The organism is Proteus myxofaciens ATCC 19692 (genome assembly GCF_001654855.1).
Classification (GTDB): Bacteria; Pseudomonadota; Gammaproteobacteria; order Enterobacterales; family Enterobacteriaceae; genus Proteus; species Proteus myxofaciens.
This window is the reverse complement of sequence record NZ_LXEN01000041.1, coordinates 19,497-40,562: the sequence shown is the minus strand read 5'-3', so window position 1 is coordinate 40,562 and position 21,066 is coordinate 19,497. Positions and strand designations below refer to the sequence as shown.

The following is a 21,066-nucleotide window of genomic DNA, read 5'->3' as shown; positions in this document are numbered from 1 at the left end:
GTATATAGTGTAGGAGTTATTTCTTTGGTTCACTCTTTTACCACATACGCATAAATTTGTTTTTTACCTTCGTTATTATCATAAATATAGACACCTTGAAGCTCTGTTGAAAACCCCGGGAGTTGATTCAACGTTATTTCGAGCGCTTGAAAATAACGTAAAACAGCACCATCCCAAATTTCACCAGGAACGGCGCACAATACACCTGGTGGATAAGGTAAAGCACCTTCTGCGGCTATACGCCCTGGTAATTGATGTAGCGGTAATAGCTCTATATTACCGCGAACAAATTCAATATTCGCTTGTTGTGGGCTTAATGCTCTTTTAGGAAAATGGCTTTTTCTAAACATTTGCTTTTGCAGTAATTTAATATTTTGCTTTATGCAAATATCATGCATTTCCTGACATAGTTGACGTAACGTATAGCTTTGATAACGTTCTTGATAGCGACGATAGAGAGACGGTAATACGAGTTCTAATGGTGTATCTTCAATTAGTTGTTTTTCAAATCTGGCAATTAAAGAAATAAGGTGTTGATATTTTTCATCCGTTTCCGCAGGCGTTAAGAGAAATAGTAAAGAATTTAGATCACTTTTTTCAGGAATAACGCCGTGCTCCCGTAAATAATTAGCCAAAACAGAAGCTGGAACACCAAAATCTTCATATTCTCCAGTATGAGGATCAATACCCGGAGTGGTGAGCATTAATTTACAGGGATCAACAAAATACTGATTATTAGCGTAACCTTCAAAAGCGTGCCAATGTTCATTAGGAATAAAATTAAAGAATCGCTTATCTTGTGCGATTTCATTTGTGTCATATTCTTGCCAAAGTACGCCATCAATTCGTTCTGGAATAAAAGGTTTAATAAATTGGCACTGTTTTAATAACGTCTTACGTGCCTCTATTCCTTGTTTAACACACGTCATCCACATTGCTTCACCACTTTTACCAGAATGTATTTTTGCATTGACATCTAATGCTGCAAATAAAGGATAAAAAGGGCTAGTTGAAGCATGCATCATAAAGGCATTATTCATTCGTTTATGATTTACATAACGTAGCTGTTGTTTGATATGTGCATCTTTTTTATGTATTTGTGAGGTTTGAGAAAAACCCGCTAATTGTTTATGTACTGATTGGGTAACCAGAATACCAGGATCATTTTCATTTAGAGTCAGTAGTAGGGGAGAGCACTGTTTCATCATTGGAATAAACTGCTCATAACCCACCCATGCTGAATCAAATAAAATGTAATCACAAAGATGACCTATTTTATCAACTACTTGTTTTGCATTATAAATAGTTCCGTCATACGTACCTAGCTGTATTATTGCTAAGCGAAAAGGACGCTTCTCATTTTGGCGCTCAGGGGCAATTTCTGCTATTTGCTCACGTAAATAAACCTCTTCAAAACAATGCGCATCAATACCACCAATAAATCCAAAAGGATTACGTGCTGTTTCTAAATAAATCGGTGTTGCGCCTGCTTGAATTAATGCGCCGTGATGGTTTGATTTATGATTATTTCTATCGAAGAGCACTAAATCATTTGGTGCTAATAATGCATTAAGGACTACTTTATTTGATGATGATGTGCCATTTAATACAAAGTAGGTTTTATCCGCATTAAAGACTTTGGCTGCAAATGATTGAGCATCATGAGGTGCACCTTCATGAATAAGTAAATCACCCATATCCACATCCGCATTACAAAGATCCGCTTTGAAGATATTTTCTCCAAAATATTGATAGAATTGCTCACCGGTAGGATGACGACGAAAAAATTCACCGCCTTGATGTCCAGGACAATCAAATGCCACATTTTTTTGCGCAACATAATTAACTAAGCGTGAGAAAAACGGTGTTTTTAGGCCTTCTTCATATTCTGTTGCTGCATTATTGATAAGTTCGCTGTTTTTTAGATATGCGCTTTCTTCTGTAATAACAATACCGGTTATTTGATTAAGTAAGTGAGCGGGTAAAGTGTCGTTAAGATTAACAGCAATAAATACGGGTAATTGAAAACCAGTTTGTAAAATGCGTTCTAAATTCGCAACCTCGTTGAGTGAAAGCACAATAGCAGAAACATGAACTAGATTTGCTTTCTCAATATCAACAATGGGGCGCTGAGTAGAAAAATAGTGTGAGATATTAGGGTTACACGCCAACGTCATTTTATTCATTCGTCTTGCTTTCTATCAATCGGATAAATTAGACAAATAATATACTTGCTTGTGCCTACGATTGATACATCTTAAAACTAAAGTTTGTTTTATGCTGATTATATGAATAATTATTTTATAGGAAGACGAGAGATTACTGAGATTTTATGATTAATAGATAGACTTTTATTAAGATAAAGCCTATCTATTTCATGATTACTCTTGATTATTGTGGGGTGACAGGTGAGGATTTTTCAACATAAATAGTCTGAGAAGGGAACGCAAAATCAGCACCATGTTTATGGACTATTTCAATCATATTTAAATAAACTTCTTGTTGTGCTGCTAACCATTCTGCCCATACAGTTGTTTTGGTAAAACAATACACCATAATATTTAAAGAAGAATCTGCAAATTGATTAAAATAGACTAACATTGTTTGTTGAGTATCTATTTTGGGGTTTTGCGCTAGCATTGTGCGAATATCTTCAACAATAGCACCTACTTTATCTGAATCTTCATAACGCAGACCCAGTTCTGTTTCAATCCGCCTATTTGTCATCCTGCCTGGGTTTTCAACACTAATTGAAGAAAAAACTGAATTAGGAATATATAGTGGGCGATGGTCAAAGGTTATGATTTTGGTAATACGCCAGCCAATTTCAACAACGGTACCCTCAATATTTCTATCAGGAGAACGAACCCAATCGCCAATATTAAAAGGGCGATCAAAATAGAGCATGACTCCGGAAAAGAGATTGCTCATCACGTCTTTACTTGCCATACCAATAGCGATACCGCCTAAACCACCAAATGTCATTAATCCTGATAAGCTCATCCCGAAATGCTCACCAAATAATAAAAGAATAATAACGAATAAAGAGATTTTAAATATGCGGGAAATAATGCGGGCCGATGTGGGATCGCTGCCCTTTTTAATTTGACTTTGCTCTAATCGGTTAATGAGTAAAAAACATTTACGCATAACAATTAATGCAATAGCAGCGTAAGTGATGAAATTAACCCAAGTAAAAGAAATAAAATGGAGTTTAAAATCAACTATCGCCATATCAACATATTGGCTTAGGATAATAACTAGGCTACAGAGTAAAAAAGCTTGGCTAATATGAATAATAATACTTCTGCGACGTCTGGCTTTTTTATGCTGAAAAAAAGAGACAATACAAAAGCAAATAAAACAGGCGAGAGCGATACCCACACCTATAATGTATTTCATTAGCAATTCATCATTCATCTGTTCACATTTTCCTTATATATCACTGGCATAATGCACTTTATTTCTGTTTTTTACTTGCATGCTGAAAATTAGGATAAACAGGTGGTTTCATAAAAAGTGTTACCGCCAAAATCAATAAAACAGGTACTGCTAATAGCAAGAATGCAGGGGTGAAACTTCCCGTCATGTCTTTAATTGCCCCTGCAAAGAAAGGCGCTAAACAGGCCAGTGTTGAAATTAAATTCATAACAGAAAAGAGTTCGAGATAAGGTGAACGGCCAAAATAGTTAGCCAATAAAACACTTGAGGCTAAAAATGTCATGCCATATCCAATACCAACACATACTGTAAATAAAATAAGATAGAACCAAGATGTTGCCATACTTAGCGATAGTAATCCGATAATAATGATACTTAAGCTCGCAATCAGTAATTTTTTAGGTTCTAGCCACTCACCAATAGCCCCACCGGCTAAACGAGAAAAAGCGTTAATAAATGCCATCGTGCTGAGTAATGTAGCAGCAATCGTTTCACCAAAGCCATTTTCAATCACATGTGCAACAGCAAAGCTATTTACGGTAATTCCACACCATAAAAATGCGGTATAAGTTGCTGCAATAACATAAAACTGCCATGTTTTTAATGCATGACGAGCAGTCCAAATTTCTTTGGTTTGGTAAATTCGTTTTGTTGATTGTAAACGGCTTATCTTATCCGCATGTTCTCTTTCTTTACTGCCTTCACGTAAACATAAAATGGTTGTTAATGTGATAACTGAAAGTGTGATAGCGGAAATTAACCAATGCATACGCCATGTATGCCAAAGATGATTAGCTAAAAAGTAGATCCATGGTCCTGCTACGCCACCTAATCCGCCTATTGTAAAATAGACACCAAAAGCAAATGATTGCTTTTCAAATAAGCGCGAAATGACATAGGTTCCTGGAACTGTAGCGAGTAGCGTAAAGCCAATACCTAACAACGCTGTACCTAAAAAATAACGCGTGATAGTGTAAGTTTCATATAAAAAATAGAAACCACTTACGAATATAAGTAGTCCAATAAGTAGCGTTAATCGTACATTTAATTTGCGTATCAATAAGGTAGGCAAAAAACTAGCAAGGCCACACGTTAAACCTAATAAGGTAAAACCTAGACCCGCTTGTGTCCAATTCCACTCTAATTCACTTATCATACTAGGCAGAACAACACCTAGAGAGGTAAACGTGGTTGCAGTCGCTAAAAAATAAACCAATCCCAATAATATCAGCATACTCCACTGATAAATGGGACTAAAAATGTGTTGCGTGGTTTGCATCCTGACTCCATAGAACGGGTGCAGTAACCTGAATTATCAGGAGAAAATGGCGAAAAGTAGACCTTTATTTAAAGGTCTACCGATTTAATGGGTATCATTCTCTAACTTTATGAGTCGGACTGCTAGCTTAATTTTTCTAAAGCCCAATTGATAGGCGCTTGATAACTTTCATCAAGCAGGGGGCTTAATGAAGTTAATGTGCGTTGAAGAGAGGTTTTATCGCTATGAACGAGGTTTAGATGTCCAACTTTACGCGCTGGGCGCACTTCTTTTTCATACCAATGCAAATGCACTAAAGGTAAAGAGAGCCACTGAGGTTCAATATCACTTCCAATTAAATTGACCATAACACTAGGTTGGCAAACATCAGGCGTTGGCATTGGTAAACCTGAGATAGCACGTAAGTGTAATTCAAATTGGCTAATTGATGCGCCATTTTGTGTCCAATGACCACTATTGTGAACACGAGGCGCTAATTCGTTGATTAACAGCTTATTACCGACAATAAAACATTCCATTGCCATTACACCAACATAATTAAGCTTATTTAAAATTGCGCTTAGCATCTTTTCAGCAGATTGTTGTAATGTTGGCATTGTCTCAGGTAATGCGACACTCATGCGTAAAATACCGTCTTGGTGAAGATTATGTGTTAAAGGGTAAAAAACACAGTCACCTTGGCTATTTCTTGCTCCGATTAACGAAACTTCACCTGAAAAAGGAATACCCTGCTCAACAATACATTCGCCATAAATTTCATCAGGTAATTGGTGTTCTTCGCTTGGCTTAATTCGCCATTGCCCTCGACCGTCATAACCACCGATACGACGCTTTACAATAATAAAATCCCCTAAGCGCGCGAAAATAGCAGGCCATTCATCAGGTGAGGTTAAAGGTTGCCAAGGCGCTGTTGCTATTTGGAGATCATCAAGAAGTTGCTTTTGAGGAAGTCTATCAGCAAGCAGTGAGAATATTTCTCGGTTAACAAAATTGGTATTTTGCGCCAATTCTTTTGTTAATGGTGTTTCTGGCCAGCGTTCAATTTCAGCCGTTATTATGCTCTTTTGATAAGGCACAGCCTCTGGTTCAGCATCAATACCAATAGGGTATACAGTAATACCTAAAGGCTCGCCAGCTTGTCGTAGCATTCTACCCAATTGACCATTACCTAGCACACAAACCGGTTTCATAGTGCCTCTCTAGGATCAGGATTATTTAACACATCATCAGTTTGAGATTTTCGCCATGCACTCAGTGCATTAAAAATAGCAGGTGAATGTAATGCTAATATTTGAGCTGCTAATAATGCTGCGTTTGCAGCACCGGCTTTACCGATGGCTAATGTACCCACTGGAATGCCTTTGGGCATTTGTACAATAGAATAGAGACTATCAATACCACTTAATGCCGCACTTTGCACAGGAACACCTAAAACAGGAACTAATGTTTTTGCTGCTAACATGCCTGGTAAATGAGCGGCCCCACCAGCACCTGCAATAATTACGTCAAAACCGTTTTCTTTTGCATTTTCAGCAAAGTTAAACAGTTTATCTGGCGTACGATGAGCAGAAACAATTTCAACATGGTAAGGGATTTTAAGTGTATTGAGTACTTCTGCCGCATGAGACATTGTTGCCCAGTCACTTTTAGAACCCATTACGATAGCGATACGTGCTGAGGTGTTATTGAGACCAACTTGAGAAGACATTACTTAACTGCTCCTGTAAGCATAAGAATAGATCTTGATAGACTGAGCATGATAATATCACGCTCACATAGCAAGGAAAACGTTTGCGTAAAGAAAAAAGCTTATCGGGATGATAAATTACAGTAGCTCTAAAACGGGAATTGAATAAATTCGATGTTATCTTCAGTGACTTTAAACATGGAGCCTTCTGTATGCCATGCTCCTAATACACCACGATAATGAGTTTCACCATCTATATCTACAGTGTGAATAGCAGGGCGGTGAGTATGACCGTGGATCATCCATTTGGTCTTGAATTGTTTAAACGTATCAATGACTGCTTGAGAGTTAACATCCATAATCATTTCAGATTTATATTGATTAGCATGCTGACTTTTAGCTCGCATTTTATCGGCAATACGCAGTCTTATAAACAGCGGTAGCATTAAGAATAGGCGCTGAATAAATTTATTATGAACCTTTTTGCGGTATCGTTGGTAAGCATCATCATCAATACACAGCGTATCACCATGTAAGATTAATATACTGTGTTGATAGATTTCTAGAATATTTTCTTGTGGAAGAATGGTGATACCACTTTCTTTTGCAAAGCGCGAACCAATTAAAAAATCACGATTGCCATGAAGAAAGTAGCAGGCGACACCTGATTGCTTTAATGTCATTAGCGCTTGTGCAACTTGGTGATGTAGTGGGTTAGGATCATCATCACCTACCCAAAAATCAAAAAAGTCACCTAAGATATAGAGTGCTTTTGCATAAATGGCTTGTTCTTTTAAAAAGCGAAGAAAACCGGCAGTAATTGCCGGTTCGTGTTCACTTAGATGCAAATCTGCAATAAAAAGTGTCGTCATTAGTGAAAAGCTTATTCGCTAACAGTGACGCTTTTAATGACAACATCTTCACGAGGAACATCTTGGTGGAAACCACTGTTACCAGTAGAAACTGCTTTGATTTTATCCACAACATCCATGCCTTCAACCACTTCAGCAAAGACACAATATCCCCAACCATTAGCATTTTCAGCACGGAAGTTTAAGAAATCGTTATCAGCAACGTTAATGAAAAATTGTGCTGTTGCTGAATGAGGGTCGTTAGTACGTGCCATCGCTAATGTACCACGATTATTAGCAAGACCGTTGTTCGCTTCATTTTTGACTGGCGCTTTAGTTGCTTTTTGGTTCATACCAGGCTCAAAACCACCACCTTGGATCATAAAACCGTTGATAACACGGTGGAAAATAGTGTTATCGTAAAAGCCTTCTTTACAGTAGTTTAAAAAGTTTTCTACTGTTGCAGGCGCTTTGTCTGCAAATGTTTTAATCACGATATCGCCATAATTGGTATGAAAAGTAACCATATTAAGATCCTAATATTATTTTAGCTTTACCCAGAGTTGGGCTGAAACAATTGTGTTGTTTTTATATCATAGTTACCTTATTTAGTCAGTATTCATCTTTTTTCATGATGCATTTCGTTTGTTATTGAGCTAAAAAATAGGCAAAAGGCGCCTTTAAGCCTATTTTATTGAATAACGGTGATTTGATTACATGCTAATGATGATTGAACAGTGAAAATAAGGACAGAGCAGAGTAATATAGTCAGTCATTATCTTGCATTTTTTCAAGATCAAATAACCATACAAAAATCATGTTATATTAAGATTTAATTGTAGATATCGTATTATCGCTATTTTATACACGTAATAAACACGTACAGTTGAAAACGGGAACGTCCTCTGATGCTAAAGATTTATAATACTCTCACTCGCCAAAAAGAAGAATTTAAACCTATCCATGCTGGAAAAATAGGTATGTACGTGTGTGGCATCACTATTTATGACTTATGTCATATTGGTCATGGACGTACGTTTGTGGCATTTGATGCTATAACCCGCTATTTGCGCTATTTAGGGTATGATGTTAATTATGTCCGTAATGTCACAGATGTTGATGATAAAATTATCAAACGTGCTATTGAAAATAATGAGACATGCGATCAATTAACAACTCGTATGTTAGCTGAAATGCATAAAGATTTTGATGCGCTTAATATTTTGCGCCCAAATTCAGAGCCGAGAGCAACACACCATATCGCTGAAATTATTGCATTAACAGAAACACTCATTCAGCGTAATCATGCTTATGTTGCTGATAACGGTGATGTTATGTTTTCGATTGATACCGATGCAGATTATGGCTTGCTTTCTCGTCAAGATTTAGAACAATTACAAGCAGGTGCTCGTGTCGAGATTGCCAATGTAAAACGCAACCCAATGGATTTCGTCTTATGGAAAATGTCTAAACCTGGTGAACCAAGCTGGGAATCACCTTGGGGCCCTGGTCGCCCTGGTTGGCATATCGAGTGTTCTGCGATGAACAGTAAAGAGCTAGGACATCATTTTGACATTCACGGTGGTGGTTCTGATTTAATGTTCCCACATCATGAAAATGAAATTGCACAATCCACCTGTGCACATGATGGTCCTTATGTGAATTACTGGATGCATTCCGGCATGGTGATGGTCGATAAAGAAAAAATGTCTAAATCACTGAATAACTTTTTTACTATTCGTGATGTTTTAGCATATTACGATGCTGAAACTATTCGTTATTTCTTATTATCAGGCCATTATCGTAGCCAACTTAATTATACTGAAGATAATTTAAAACAAGCTCGTACAGCCTTAGAACGTTTATATACTTCATTACGTGGTACAGATAAAAAGGCTAAACCAGTTGGTGGCGAGGCATTTGAAGCTAAATTTGTTGAATCAATGAATGATGATTTCAATACACCAGAAGCGTATTCTGTTTTATTTGATTTAGCACGAGAAGTAAATCGTCTAAAAAATGTTGATATGGATAAAGCAAATGGGTTAGCAGCAGTTTTGCGCAAACTCGCAAAAGTACTTGGTCTTTTAGAGCAAGATCCTGAGCACTTTTTACAAAGTGGTGCCAATTCAGAAGATGATGGCGAGGTTGAACAAATAGAACAATTGATCCAACAGCGTAATGATGCTCGTAAAAATAAAGATTGGGCAGCCGCAGATGTAGCTCGTGATGCGTTAACAGCGATGGGTATTGTGCTTGAAGATGGTCCTCAGGGGACAACATGGCGTCGCAATAATTAAGACAAATACTTTTAACAAGCTATAAAAAAATATCGGATAATCATTATCCGATATTTTTTATCTTGAGAAAATGGAACTCTTTTTTTCACTAAATTTTTAATGGAATTAATTCAACTTCATTCATCATTTGAGCGAGCTTTTCTCTATCAGTAACGCCGACATTGGTTTGGCTTACTGCAAGTGCTGAAACAGCTGTTGCAAGACGTAATGTATGTTCACTGGTTTGGCGCATCATTAAACCATAAATCAGGCCACCAACCATAGAATCACCTGCACCTACTGTACTGACTACATCACATTTAGGCGGCTTTGCCATCCAAGCTCCAGATGCATTAACCCACATTGCACCTTGTTCACCTAATGAAATGACCACATGAGCAATACCTTGTTGACGTAATTCTTGAGCTGCTTTAACTATGTCAGAAAGCTCTGGTAATGGTCTACCAGCCCAAATTTCTAATTCCTGATGATTTGGTTTGACTAACCAAGGTGATGCTCTGAGACCTGCAACAAAAGCATCACGACTACTATCAAAAATCAAACACATACATTCGCTACGTAAGCGAGTCATCCATGATGTAAAATCATCTAAGTTAATACTCGGTGGCACACTACCACTGACACAAATCATATCAAATTGGCCAGCCCAACTTAGCGTATCATTGACAAAACGAGCCCAATCTTGCTTGGTAATTTCAAAGCCAGAAAAGTTAAAATCGGTCACTTTACCGTTTGGTTCAGTCAGTTTGACATTAATACGTGTTCGGCCTTCAACCATTTGAAAACGATTTGCGATGCCATATTCACTAAACTCTTTTTGAAAACCGTCTTGATTCTCTTTACCCAAAAAACCACCTACAGTGACATCGATACCAAGACTTTTTAAAACTTTTGCAACATTAATGCCTTTACCTGCGGCATGAAATCCCGCTGTTTTTACTCGATTCACTTCACCTAATTCTATTGGTTGTGTTAAACCGACCAGATCATAAGCAGGATTAAGCGTAATTGTTGCCACTTTATGTTTCATGCTAACCCCTTAATTAAAATAATAGGTATTATTTTTTGCTGGTGCTGAGCAATAAGATAAGTACCTTGAGTAGGTAGGCTGAGCATAAAATCTCCTAGGTAAATAAAGGTAAGAATAAGATATGAACATACTAATAGTGTTTAAAATAATATCAATTAAGTTCTTTTAACTAACGAACACTGCATAAATTTAGAACAGCGTTACGTTTTAGCATATATAGATAATAATAAATAGTTAAAAATATTAGTGCAATAAATTACTGTTAATGCCTTTTAGTTAAAATTTTTATTTATTAATAAATCAATGGATTAAAAAATAATTGGCGATATTGAAGATGCGTAATTATTACTGTGTATTTTTAATTAGAGACTATTTATTTCAAGTTTATAATAAATTAATTTTAAGACTCTTTTTTGATATGAAAAGATGAAGAAATAAAAAAGTAATTTAAAAATGTTTATCACAAAAGCGCTACTAGGGTAGTAACGCTTTTATTTTACGAGCAATAAATCGTTTAGTTGATTATTTGCTGACACTGACAGTAAAGTCACCAAAAGTAACTACTTTGCCAGCAACGATTTTACAACGTTTACGTGTTTCAATTTCACCATCAACGCTAACTAATCCTTCAGCAATCATATTCTTAGCGGCAGCTCCGCTTTCAGTCCAGCCTTGAAGCTTTAAGAGATCGCAAAGTTCAACATAATCGTGTTCTTCTAAATGAAATGTTTCCATTAACTAATTATTTCCTGTATCTGTGTCATGATATTCTTCACATGCTTGTAAAGTATTTTGGATTAATGTCGCTACTGTCATTGGGCCAACACCACCTGGAACGGGTGAAATCCAAGATGCACGCTCAGAGGCTTTTGCAAACTCAACATCACCGACTACTTTACCATTTTCAAGGCGATTAATTCCTACATCGATAACGATAGCACCTGGTTTTATCCACTCACCAGGAATAAAATTAGGTTTACCTACTGCAACAACAAGTAAATCTGCATTTTCAACATGAAAACGTAGATCTTGTGTAAATCGATGAGTAATTGTGGTTGTACAACCTGCTAATAAAAGTTCTAGCCCCATTGGTCGGCCAACAATATTGGAAGCCCCTACAATAACGGCATTTAAACCATATAAATCGATATTATAACGCTCTAGTAGTGTCACGATACCACGAGGTGTACAAGGGCGTAATTTAGGTGCCCGCTGGCATAAACGACCAACATTATAAGGATGAAAGCCATCAACATCTTTATCTGGATGAATACGCTCTAGCACTTTAACGTTGTCAATTCCTTCTGGAAGTGGCAGTTGAACTAAAATACCATCAATTTCATTATCGTTATTGAGTTTATCGATAAGCTTTAATAAATCTACTTCACTCGTTGTATCAGGTAAATCATAAGAGCGAGAAATAAAGCCAACTTCATCACAAGCGCGACGTTTACTAGTAACATAAATTTCTGATGCAGGATCATCTCCAACTAAAATAACGGCTAATCCAGGAGCACGTTTTCCTGCATTAATTCGCTGTTTTACTTTTTCTGCAACTTCGCTTCTGATGGTCTGCGCAATCGATTTCCCATCTATAATTTTTGCTGACATCTACACATCCAATTTTTTAATTACGGTATGGGCGTTATTTTGTCAGATCATAAGCAATCTGTCAGTCGAATAGTTGCCATATTTTAACCATTCAGTTTGATTACGTCGAAAAATCGTTGACTCTCAGAATGTTAAACGTATAATTCACTCCCGTTATCAGCATGATAGCTGATGCCTTCCTCAAGGCGCCCTTAGCTCAGTTGGATAGAGCAACGGCCTTCTAAGCCGTAGGTCACAGGTTCGAATCCTGTAGGGCGTACCATTTAAAATCAATGAGTTATGCTAATTTTAATCCAACTTGGTTTTTGCTTTTTGTCGTATTTGTGTCGTTATCATTAAAAACGTCATCAATTTTACGTGCATGTTCTGTCAAATGATTCGGTGCTAGATGAGCATACCTTCTAACCATTTCTATACTTTCCCAACCTCCCATTTCTTGTAGTGCTAATAGTCATTATTTACTAGTTTCGTATATAAAACGTTGTCTAGTACGTTTCATTATTATTCCCTGCATTCTGAGTAACAGTTATTTTTTATTAGTTAGAACTCACCGCACGACTTAGCAAGTCAATTGAGCAAGAAGATTTGCATCTCAGATAAGTGATTGTCGAAAATGAACAGCAAACTTTGTATTTGTACAATGACATTAGAACGGAGTATTTACAAAGGCCTACTCTGAACTGATTAAAGGCGCTTATTTAGAAATAGACAAGAAAGCAATACAGGAAATTGAAAAATAGTTAAAAAAATGCCTAGCAAGGAAAGCTAGGCTAAATAGGCACAAAAACGAACCTTCATATATAAACAACATTTTGAGACATTTATATTTTAATATTTAACTTAAAAATAACTAATTGGTATTACTAACTATTGAAATAGTTAAATCAATTAAATTTATAGGAATAAAAGCGTAGCATTATCGCTGTCTAGTATGTTAATTATGACCTGTACTTACTCGCTGTGTGCGTATACCGAGAATCAAAAATACATAGCGCATAAAATTAAATAAGATAAACATGACTATTTTATTGCCTTTGCTTATCGTGATGCATGGCAACGAATAGATGTGTAATATATTTACATATATTATTTTGGAGTCCTCCTAACTTGATTTTTTACTATACAAACTAACAATATAGAAGAAATAACTGCTTTCAAAGAATTTAACCACTGCTCATTATCCTCAGTCTGCCCATTTTTATTTATCTTTGCTATATTAAAAGATATGAAACTTTATCTTTTTGATAAACTTATCGGAAAAATTAATGTTTTATATTAACTTTTTATCATTTTGATATTAATTTCGAGTATCTATCTATGGAAACTAAAGATATAAGACGCATGAATTTGCGTTCGTTGATTAGTGAATATGCAAGAAAAGGGATTAACAAGGCAATATTTGCAGAGCGTGCAGGCTTGAATCCTGCTCAATTAAGTCAAATAAGTGGCGATAATCCATCAAGAAATATTGGAGATTTAATTGCACGTAGAATTGAACTTTCATTAGAATTAACAAACGGATGGCTTGATAATATTCATCAATCTGAACCCTCAAAAGTAATAAATAATAATTATTTATTGGAAAGTATTTCAAATAAAAATACTGATTGTATATACAGAATTGATCAGCTTGAAATGGAATACAGCTGTGGAGGTGGGAGATTGAATAATGATTATCTTAATGTAGTAAAAGCGGTTGAATTAGTACCTGAACATGCTAAGCGTTTATTTGGTGGCAGAAATGCTAACGCTTTACGCATAGTAACAGCGGTAGGAGATAGTATGAGTGGTACTATCGACCCTGGCACTTTAGTTATTGTTGATATAACAACGACAAAATTTATTAGTGATGGAATTTATGCATTTAGATTCGGTGAAGCTATGCATATAAAAAGATTACAATTATTAGGTGATAGGCTCTTAGTTATCAGTGATAACAAAGCATATGATAAGTGGGAGATTGATGCTAATAACGAAGACCAGTTTCAAATAAATGGGTTTGTTGTTGGAAAATGGGATATGCATTATACAAGACTAGGTTAAATATTTATCTCTCTAGCCAGCTTAATACTGATTTTTTATCTTTTTGGTAATGTTATTTTCTCTTATTTATCATTAAATTAACATTTTATGATGCTAATTGATAGATTTTTTATCAATTAGCAATTGCAATTAATTTATCTTTGAGGTAAATTTGATGAATCGAAAGCATGACGCTATCGATGAATACAATGAATGCTTTTTGATCACTAGTAACGCTTAGAATGAATTTTTAGCGAAATCACTGAATAATTTTGGATCAAAGTTAATACATCAAAATGTCAGTGATTATTTCTAAAGAGGCAATGCATTTTAGAAATGACAAGGTTAAAAAGTCAGTTGATATCAATAGTTAATAAATAATGAGTTATCATCTTAATTGTATTAAATGGAATTTAATCAATAATATAAGGAAATATATATGCAACTTTTCAATGAAAAATCATCACCTATCTCTTCAGTATCTATTCTCAACACTGTGAATGATAATCTCCCCGATGAATCAGGCTTAATCACTAATAAACAAGTGCTAGAACCAGATTTGGGATTAAGCGAAGCTTTTGAACAATATAAAGTTTCTTATACTTCCCGTGATAGTGTGAGAGGTGAAGTTATTCGAGAAGATACTGGCGCCGTATTTATCCCTAAAGCACAACCCCCTAAAGATGGCTGGCCTGTTATTGTTTGGAATCATGGAACCGTAGGTATTGCGCCTAGCTGTGCACCATCATTAGCACCTAAAAATAGTCGTGTATCTCAGTATTTAAATACGTGGTTATCACTTGGATTTACCATTGTTGCACCTGATTATCCTGGATTAGGCTCATCGGGATTGCACCATTATATGGATGAGAGAGCGACAGCATGGAGCGCTTTAGATAGTGCGAAAGCCGTACTTAAGGAGTTTCCATTAAGTAATAACTTTATTTTTATGGGGCAATCACAAGGCGCCCACGCAGCTTTCGCCTCTGTAGGCTATCAACCTGAATATGCACCAGAGTTGAATATACTCGGTGCAATTATTACAGGCACACCTTACTTTAGCGACAATCTACTTGAAAATTTTATCAGTGATGATATTCATGATGAAGGTGATAGAAAATTACCTTATGCAATTTATCTCTATCTTTCAGCTGCTGATAAAAATGATGCTTTAAAAGCGGAAGATTATTTCCAAGAATTAGCGTTGCCTTATGTTGAAAAAGCGAAAACGCTGTGTATTAGCCCATTAAGTCAACTAGTTATGGATAATAAGTTAAATTCTTCTAACAGCCTAAAGCCTAAGTTTAAAGAATTATTAGAGCAAGAATCTGCGAGTTTAAATTATAAAAAACTTCTTGTTAATAAACCTGTATTTATTGGAATTGGGTTATCTGATATTCATGTATTAACAATTTGGCAGCAAGAGTTTGCAGCTGACGTATTAAAAGCCGGGACAATTGCTGAAGTACATGAATATGCAGATATAGGTCATTTAGATGTGTACAATGTTTCTTTACGTGATTCAGTGCCATTTGTTTTAGAATTAATGAAAAAAGAAAATAAAAAATAATAATCTTAGGGGTTCGCTAATATAGATAGTTCTTTGTTTTAGAGGACTATTCGAACAAGTGATAACGCTATAGTTTTCTTTTACTGATTATTTTACATTATTTATAAATTGACAAATCTATCTACATATAATAGTAAATAATTTTTTTAATGATTTTATTAAGTTAATTTGTTGAAATTTATTAAGTTTTAATCTTTTATTTAAATTTAAAATCTTAATTAAAATAATGGAGTATAAAGATTTTACTTTCGTTTAATCATTTATTTGAAAATATAGAACATACAAATATTATTAATATAAATCTGATAGTAGATTTATATGACCTATGTTAAGAATTATTACGGTTTAGTTTTTATTCTACAGACTTAGAAGGATCTATTATGTTAAAAATTAATTATGACTCTTATCGTTCAATAAAAGGATTTAATCGCAGAGTTCGGTTTTTAGTTATGCATTATACTGCATTAAATTTTAAAAACTCTGTGAATGCGCTATCAGGTAATGGTGGTGTTAGTGCTCATTATTTAGTACCAGATCCAACTGACAAAACATATAAAGAAGCCGGGTTTAATGACATGCAAGTTTTTAACCTTGTTGATGAAAATGATAGAGCTTGGCATGCTGGTGTCAGTTATTGGGCTGGTAGATCTAATCTTAATGATACCTCTATAGGGATTGAGATTGTTAACCAGGCGAGTGATAATAATGGGCAATTCACTTTTCCTCCTTATAACGCTAATCAAATTGAAGCAATTAAGCAGCTAGCTGCGAATATTATTGCCCGATATCCAGATATTTCTCCGACTAATGTTGTTGGACATTCGGATATTTCGCCTGATGGGCGTAAGAGTGACCCTGGCGCAGCTTTTCCATGGAAACAGCTTTATGATGTAGGTATTGGTGCTTGGTACGATGAAGAGACAAAATTAAGGTGTTTTAAAGCATTAATGCAGTCTAATCAATTACCACCGAAACAAGATATTTTAGCTAAATTGAAAAAATATGGTTATGACACTTCGGGAGCACAAACTGAATATGGTTATAAAATGTTAATTCGGGCTTTTCAACTTCATTTTAGGCCTACTAATTATGATGGCCATGTTGACTTTGAAACGGTGTCTATTCTTGATGCATTGGTGCTTAAATATTTTCCTTAACTTTTAGATAAATAATTGTATATCAGAGCCTCGCTATAGCGGGGCTTTTTTGTATCTAAGGATATATTTTTGTGGATAAACCGTAAATTTAAGCAAATAGCAATTTATTAGTAATAACCTCTAGAATTACCACTCTGCGAGCTAATTGATTAAGGAAGAATTACTCATCATTATAAAAGATGAATATAAAATGAAATATGCTTGCTAATAGTCAGGTGATAGACGAAATAGTAGAGTGTAGATTGATTATTAATACTTAATAAATTGAATATATCGCTCAGTGGTCTTTTTTATGAGAAAGTACCTTATCGATGAATATTCAGTGAGGTCACAATGCAAATAAAATCTATTTTCATGTTTTTAAGTATGCTTCTACTTAACGGATGCAGTGTTAAAGTACCAGATGATATATCGCCAGTTAAGAATTTGGACTTATCGCGTTATCTTGGCGAATGGTATGAAGTCGCTAGAATAGATAATCGGTTTGAAAAAGGATTAAGCAAAGTTACTGCTAATTATTCTCTTCGTGATGATGGTGGGGTAAAGGTAGTAAACAGAGGATGGAATGCAAATAACAAAAAATGGAAAGAAAGTATAGGGAAAGCCTATTTTGTTGGTTTCTCTAATTTTGGTGCTTTGAAAGTCTCATTCTTTGGTCCTTTTTATGGTGGCTATAATATTATAAAGCTTGATGATGATTATCAATATTCATTAGTTGTTGGTCCTAATAAAGACTATTTGTGGATATTATCTCGTACACCAACAATGCCATCAGAGCTATTAAATGAATATATTGATTTTGCAAGCAATTACGGTTTTGATAGACAAAGGATATTGATATTTCAGTAAAATTATAGCGCATTTATCTTTTTACATCGATGATGGGAATATAAAAAATTTACTACACGAAAATAATAGCCCGCTTAATGCGGGCTTTTTATTAGATTGATAAATAAATCATGAATAATAGCCTAATTTATAATCAAATTTTCAAAGTGAAAAATATCTGAGGGGTATACTACCTGTCCATAAATATGATAGGTAAGCTTGAACTACGATCTTTCTTATTTATGTTTAGCATAATTTATTAGAGATAGAGTAATTTTATAACAATGCGATAAGTAAGTTTACTTATTTTTTGTGTGTTATATGCAATTTTCATTTATTTATATGTTTTATTAAAATATTTTATTTTTATAATTAAATTGAGTGTGAGAAATTTATCAAATAGTAATTTATCTATAAAACAGACTATTTTTCTTAATGTCTAAATTTAAGTGTAGTGTTTTATTTCAAAGTTATATCAATATTCATGTCGATAATTCTTTATGTGAGTGAAAATAAATTTATCATTACCTTTTTAAAGTAACGATAAAAATTAAATTTATTTCTTTATGTTTCTTTATGTTTTTTTAATGAAATTTTTATGTTGGATACATTATTTCTATTTAAATATTCCTATTTTTGTAACAAATTATTTTAATAAATATGTGTTGTTAAAATATTGATAATTATTTGAAAATAAATATATAAAAAAATAATAAATTTGTTTTTCATATATGATAAAAAATTTGTTATAAATCAGGTGATTATAATTTATATATTTTATTAAGTTGCTACATTGATATGTTTTTCCGATCGTTACTGTGTTTTTGATAGGCGTAACCTATTAAATTTTAGTTAACGATCGATATTATCGTCTTTAAAGATAATTTTTTATTGTATATAGTTTTACTCAAGTTAAACACGTGGATATATATTCCATTATTCTATTTGTTAATAAAGTAGAACTAGTATCGAGGAGGTTTAAATGAATAACAATATTAATAATGTTATTAGCTTAAATGCCAAAACAGGTGCTTTTATAAAAAAGCATCGTATCGATAAAGGATTGACTGGGGTATTGTTTGGTAATTTACTTTTTATTAGTCAACAGCAGGTTTCTAGATATGAAACAGGTAAAAATGTTTTATCTATTACCATGTTAAATCATTGTTTAAATGTTTTAGGATTAACTTGGGAAGATTATATTAAAGAGGTCATTTATAAAAATACTATAGTGGAAAATATAGATTTAACTAGCTAATTATCAAAATTAAAAATAAATATATTATTTACTATTCATTTAGTATGGGAATTCTATTCTTTAAATTTTATCGTAGTGACGTATTCATAATACTACATATATAAAATTATTGAATTTTATATATGTAGTGGTGTTTTTCTCTAGTAAAAAATAATATTTATTTATAACTAATAAAAGGTGTCAAAATGAAATTATTTAAAATATCTGGTTTAGCTGCAGTATTAACTATGGCATTTGCTGGATATGCTAATGCTGCAACGGTGACAGTAAGTGGTGGTACGGTTCATTTTGTTGGACAAATCGTTGCTGCTGGTTGTTCTGTAGATAGTGAATCAATGAATCAAACTGTTGAAATGGGGCAAGTAAGAACTTCAGCCTTTGGTGCTAAAGGGGATAAATCAGATGCTAAAGATTTCAATATTACTTTAAATAACTGTGATACGACTATTGCCAAAAATGCTGCTTTTTCATTTTTAGGCCAAACATCGACGGCGAGTGATATTTTAGCGCTTTCTGGTAATACTGATGGCTCAGCAAAAAATATTGGTATCAATATTGTTGATCAAAGTGGTGCTAATTTTAAGGTTGATGGTAGTACTTTTGGTGCAAAAACCTCACTTGTTGATGGTAAAAACGTTATTCCTTTAACTGCACGCTATATCTCTACTGGAGACACAGTTGTTGCGGGGCAAGCAAACGCAGTTGCTACATTTAACGTTCAGTATGATTAATTGAAAGTAAAGCAGATATGAGGATCTTGATTTTCATATGTGCATTAGCTTTACCACTTTTAGTAAATGCTAAAAGTGGTAATCTCAATGCAAAGATTAGTGGGTTTACTTTCTTTAATGGAAGTATTGTTAATTCTACTTGCCAACTAGATATTAGCGGAGATTACCAAAATAGAAATCTTGATCGAATTATTAATTCAGATATACCACAAGAAAAAAAGATTATAAATTTATTAAAATATACATTTATATTCAAGGGATGTAAAAGATATATCTCTGATGGAGTAATTGTTTCCTTTAATAAAGTATCTTCTATAAATAAAGAGTTGCTAATGATTAATTATGAAGGAAATATAAAGCAACATACAGGTATTGTTTTATTTGATCATAATGAAAATATACTTATTGTTAATTCAGATTTTGATCCTAATTATCAGTCAAATGATGATTCAGTTGAGTTTTATTTGATTGCAAAATATCGTCTAATTAAAAAAGAAAAGAAAAATCTTATTCCTGAGATTACAGCTAACTTACTTGTTAGTTATCAATAAAATAAATTTGGAAGCTTAAATGATATTAAAAAATAAAATAATCAGCACTATAGTATTAATTGTAGGCGTGATAAGTGTCTCATTATCGGTGCAAGCTGGAGTATCTTTAGGTACTACGAGAGTTATTTTTCCAATAGATAAAGAACAAGTTATCTTACCTATTAGTACTAGTTTAGATGAAGATGCTTATCTTATTCAATCATGGGTAGAAAATAAAGATGGAGGGAAAAGCGAACAATTTATGATTACTCCTCCTTTGTTTATGATGCAAGGAAAAAAAGAGAATAATTTATTAATTTTAGATAAAAAGAATACACAATTACCTACAGATAGAGAATCTTTATTTTGGGTAAATGTAAAATCAATCCCTGCTTCTGATAAAAAAGATGCAGATAAAAATATACTTCAATTCTCTATTACAAATAGAATTAAAATGTTTTATAGACCAGAGGGATTATTAAAATCATTAGAAGAAGCACCTAGTAAACTCGAATTTACTCTTTCTAATGATAAATTAATTATCAAAAACCCTTCTTCTGTTTTTGTAACCCTTGTTCAACTGAAATTAAATAATGATGAGCTAATGAATATTATGGTTGCACCTTTTGGTGAGACTAATGTTCCTATTAAAGCTACTTCAAAAGTAAGTAATGAAATCAGTTATGAAACCATTAATGACTATGGTTCTATGACACCAAGGATCACAAAGAAAATATAAAATTTCTATATTTCTATATGGACTGAATGCAT

Annotated in this window: 19 protein-coding genes, 1 tRNA gene and 1 pseudogene; 10 read left to right on the top strand and 11 right to left on the bottom strand. The window is 34.0% G+C overall.

Annotated features, from left to right (window positions below):
- Positions 1–29 precede the first annotated feature (29 nt).
- The 7 genes from M983_RS05025 to ppiB all read right to left on the bottom strand — a co-directional run bounded on the left by M983_RS05025 (position 30) and on the right by ppiB (position 7,785).
- Positions 30–2,186 carry an ornithine decarboxylase gene (locus tag M983_RS05025; RefSeq protein WP_066747988.1) on the bottom strand — a complete coding sequence of 719 codons (2,157 nt, stop codon included), beginning with the start codon at positions 2,184–2,186 and terminating at the stop codon, positions 30–32.
- Between the two features lie 205 nt (positions 2,187–2,391).
- Positions 2,392–3,420 (bottom strand): mechanosensitive ion channel family protein, encoded by a 1,029-nt coding sequence (locus M983_RS05020; RefSeq protein WP_066747985.1) that lies wholly within the window; start codon positions 3,418–3,420, stop codon positions 2,392–2,394.
- Between the two features lie 40 nt (positions 3,421–3,460).
- Positions 3,461–4,720 carry an MFS transporter gene (locus tag M983_RS05015; RefSeq protein WP_066747982.1) on the bottom strand — a complete coding sequence of 420 codons (1,260 nt, stop codon included), beginning with the start codon at positions 4,718–4,720 and terminating at the stop codon, positions 3,461–3,463.
- Positions 4,721–4,842: 122 nt separating this feature from the next.
- Positions 4,843–5,910, bottom strand: a complete 1,068-nt coding sequence (purK, locus tag M983_RS05010) for a 5-(carboxyamino)imidazole ribonucleotide synthase (RefSeq protein WP_066747979.1) — start codon at positions 5,908–5,910, stop codon at positions 4,843–4,845.
- Positions 5,907–6,428: a 5-(carboxyamino)imidazole ribonucleotide mutase gene (gene purE / locus M983_RS05005; protein WP_066747976.1), complete on the bottom strand. Its 522-nt coding sequence runs from the start codon at positions 6,426–6,428 to the stop codon at positions 5,907–5,909. The genes purK and purE overlap by 4 nt, the downstream gene beginning before the upstream one ends.
- Before the next feature lie 128 nt (positions 6,429–6,556).
- Positions 6,557–7,279: a UDP-2,3-diacylglucosamine diphosphatase gene (lpxH, locus tag M983_RS05000; RefSeq protein WP_066747973.1), complete on the bottom strand. Its 723-nt coding sequence runs from the start codon at positions 7,277–7,279 to the stop codon at positions 6,557–6,559.
- Between the two features lie 11 nt (positions 7,280–7,290).
- Positions 7,291–7,785: a peptidylprolyl isomerase B gene (gene ppiB, locus M983_RS04995; RefSeq protein WP_066747970.1), complete on the bottom strand. Its 495-nt coding sequence runs from the start codon at positions 7,783–7,785 to the stop codon at positions 7,291–7,293.
- Positions 7,786–8,166: 381 nt separating this feature from the next.
- Here ppiB and cysS point away from each other — a divergent pair, with 381 nt between their 5' ends.
- Entirely contained in the window at positions 8,167–9,558 is a 1,392-nt protein-coding gene (gene cysS, locus M983_RS04990) for a cysteine--tRNA ligase (protein WP_066747967.1), read from the top strand.
- An 88-nt stretch (positions 9,559–9,646) separates the two neighbouring features.
- Here cysS and fruK read toward each other — a convergent pair whose 3' ends face one another.
- The 3 genes from fruK to folD form a co-directional block, all read right to left on the bottom strand.
- Entirely contained in the window at positions 9,647–10,588 is a 942-nt protein-coding gene (fruK, locus tag M983_RS04985; protein ID WP_066747965.1) for a 1-phosphofructokinase, read from the bottom strand.
- Between the two features lie 522 nt (positions 10,589–11,110).
- Positions 11,111–11,323, bottom strand: a complete 213-nt coding sequence (gene ybcJ, locus M983_RS04980) for a ribosome-associated protein YbcJ (protein ID WP_066747961.1) — start codon at positions 11,321–11,323, stop codon at positions 11,111–11,113.
- Positions 11,324–11,326: 3 nt separating this feature from the next.
- The gene (gene folD / locus M983_RS04975; protein ID WP_066747958.1) at positions 11,327–12,199 is read right to left on the bottom strand and encodes a bifunctional methylenetetrahydrofolate dehydrogenase/methenyltetrahydrofolate cyclohydrolase FolD; all 873 of its coding nucleotides are present in this window, start codon (positions 12,197–12,199) and stop codon (positions 11,327–11,329) included.
- A gap of 185 nt (positions 12,200–12,384) precedes the next feature.
- Here folD and M983_RS04970 point away from each other — a divergent pair.
- A tRNA-Arg gene (locus tag M983_RS04970) sits at positions 12,385–12,461 on the top strand.
- Between the two features lie 15 nt (positions 12,462–12,476).
- Here the strand turns inward: M983_RS04970 and M983_RS16990 are convergent.
- Positions 12,477–12,650 (bottom strand): annotated as a pseudogene (locus M983_RS16990) (integrase); the annotation flags it as partial.
- Between the two features lie 866 nt (positions 12,651–13,516).
- On the opposite strand from M983_RS16990, the gene M983_RS04965 reads away from it, so the two are divergent.
- The 8 genes from M983_RS04965 (at position 13,517) to M983_RS04930 (ending at position 21,034) form a co-directional block, all read left to right on the top strand.
- Entirely contained in the window at positions 13,517–14,242 is a 726-nt protein-coding gene (locus M983_RS04965) for a S24 family peptidase (RefSeq protein WP_066747955.1), read from the top strand.
- 418 nt (positions 14,243–14,660) lie between these two features.
- Positions 14,661–15,791, top strand: coding sequence for a lipase family protein (locus tag M983_RS04960; protein WP_066747953.1), 1,131 nt, complete (start codon positions 14,661–14,663; stop codon positions 15,789–15,791).
- 380 nt (positions 15,792–16,171) lie between these two features.
- Positions 16,172–16,948 (top strand): N-acetylmuramoyl-L-alanine amidase, encoded by a 777-nt coding sequence (locus M983_RS04955; RefSeq protein WP_066747950.1) that lies wholly within the window; start codon positions 16,172–16,174, stop codon positions 16,946–16,948.
- Positions 16,949–17,281: 333 nt separating this feature from the next.
- Positions 17,282–17,797: a lipocalin family protein gene (locus M983_RS04950; RefSeq protein ID WP_066747947.1), complete on the top strand. Its 516-nt coding sequence runs from the start codon at positions 17,282–17,284 to the stop codon at positions 17,795–17,797.
- Between the two features lie 961 nt (positions 17,798–18,758).
- Positions 18,759–19,034 carry a helix-turn-helix domain-containing protein gene (locus tag M983_RS04945; protein ID WP_066747944.1) on the top strand — a complete coding sequence of 92 codons (276 nt, stop codon included), beginning with the start codon at positions 18,759–18,761 and terminating at the stop codon, positions 19,032–19,034.
- A gap of 185 nt (positions 19,035–19,219) precedes the next feature.
- Positions 19,220–19,765: a type 1 fimbrial major subunit FimA gene (fimA, locus tag M983_RS04940; protein WP_066747935.1), complete on the top strand. Its 546-nt coding sequence runs from the start codon at positions 19,220–19,222 to the stop codon at positions 19,763–19,765.
- Between the two features lie 17 nt (positions 19,766–19,782).
- Positions 19,783–20,316, top strand: a complete 534-nt coding sequence (locus M983_RS04935; protein WP_066747933.1) for a fimbrial protein — start codon at positions 19,783–19,785, stop codon at positions 20,314–20,316.
- Between the two features lie 19 nt (positions 20,317–20,335).
- Positions 20,336–21,034: a fimbrial biogenesis chaperone gene (locus tag M983_RS04930; protein WP_066747931.1), complete on the top strand. Its 699-nt coding sequence runs from the start codon at positions 20,336–20,338 to the stop codon at positions 21,032–21,034.
- Positions 21,035–21,066 lie beyond the last annotated feature (32 nt).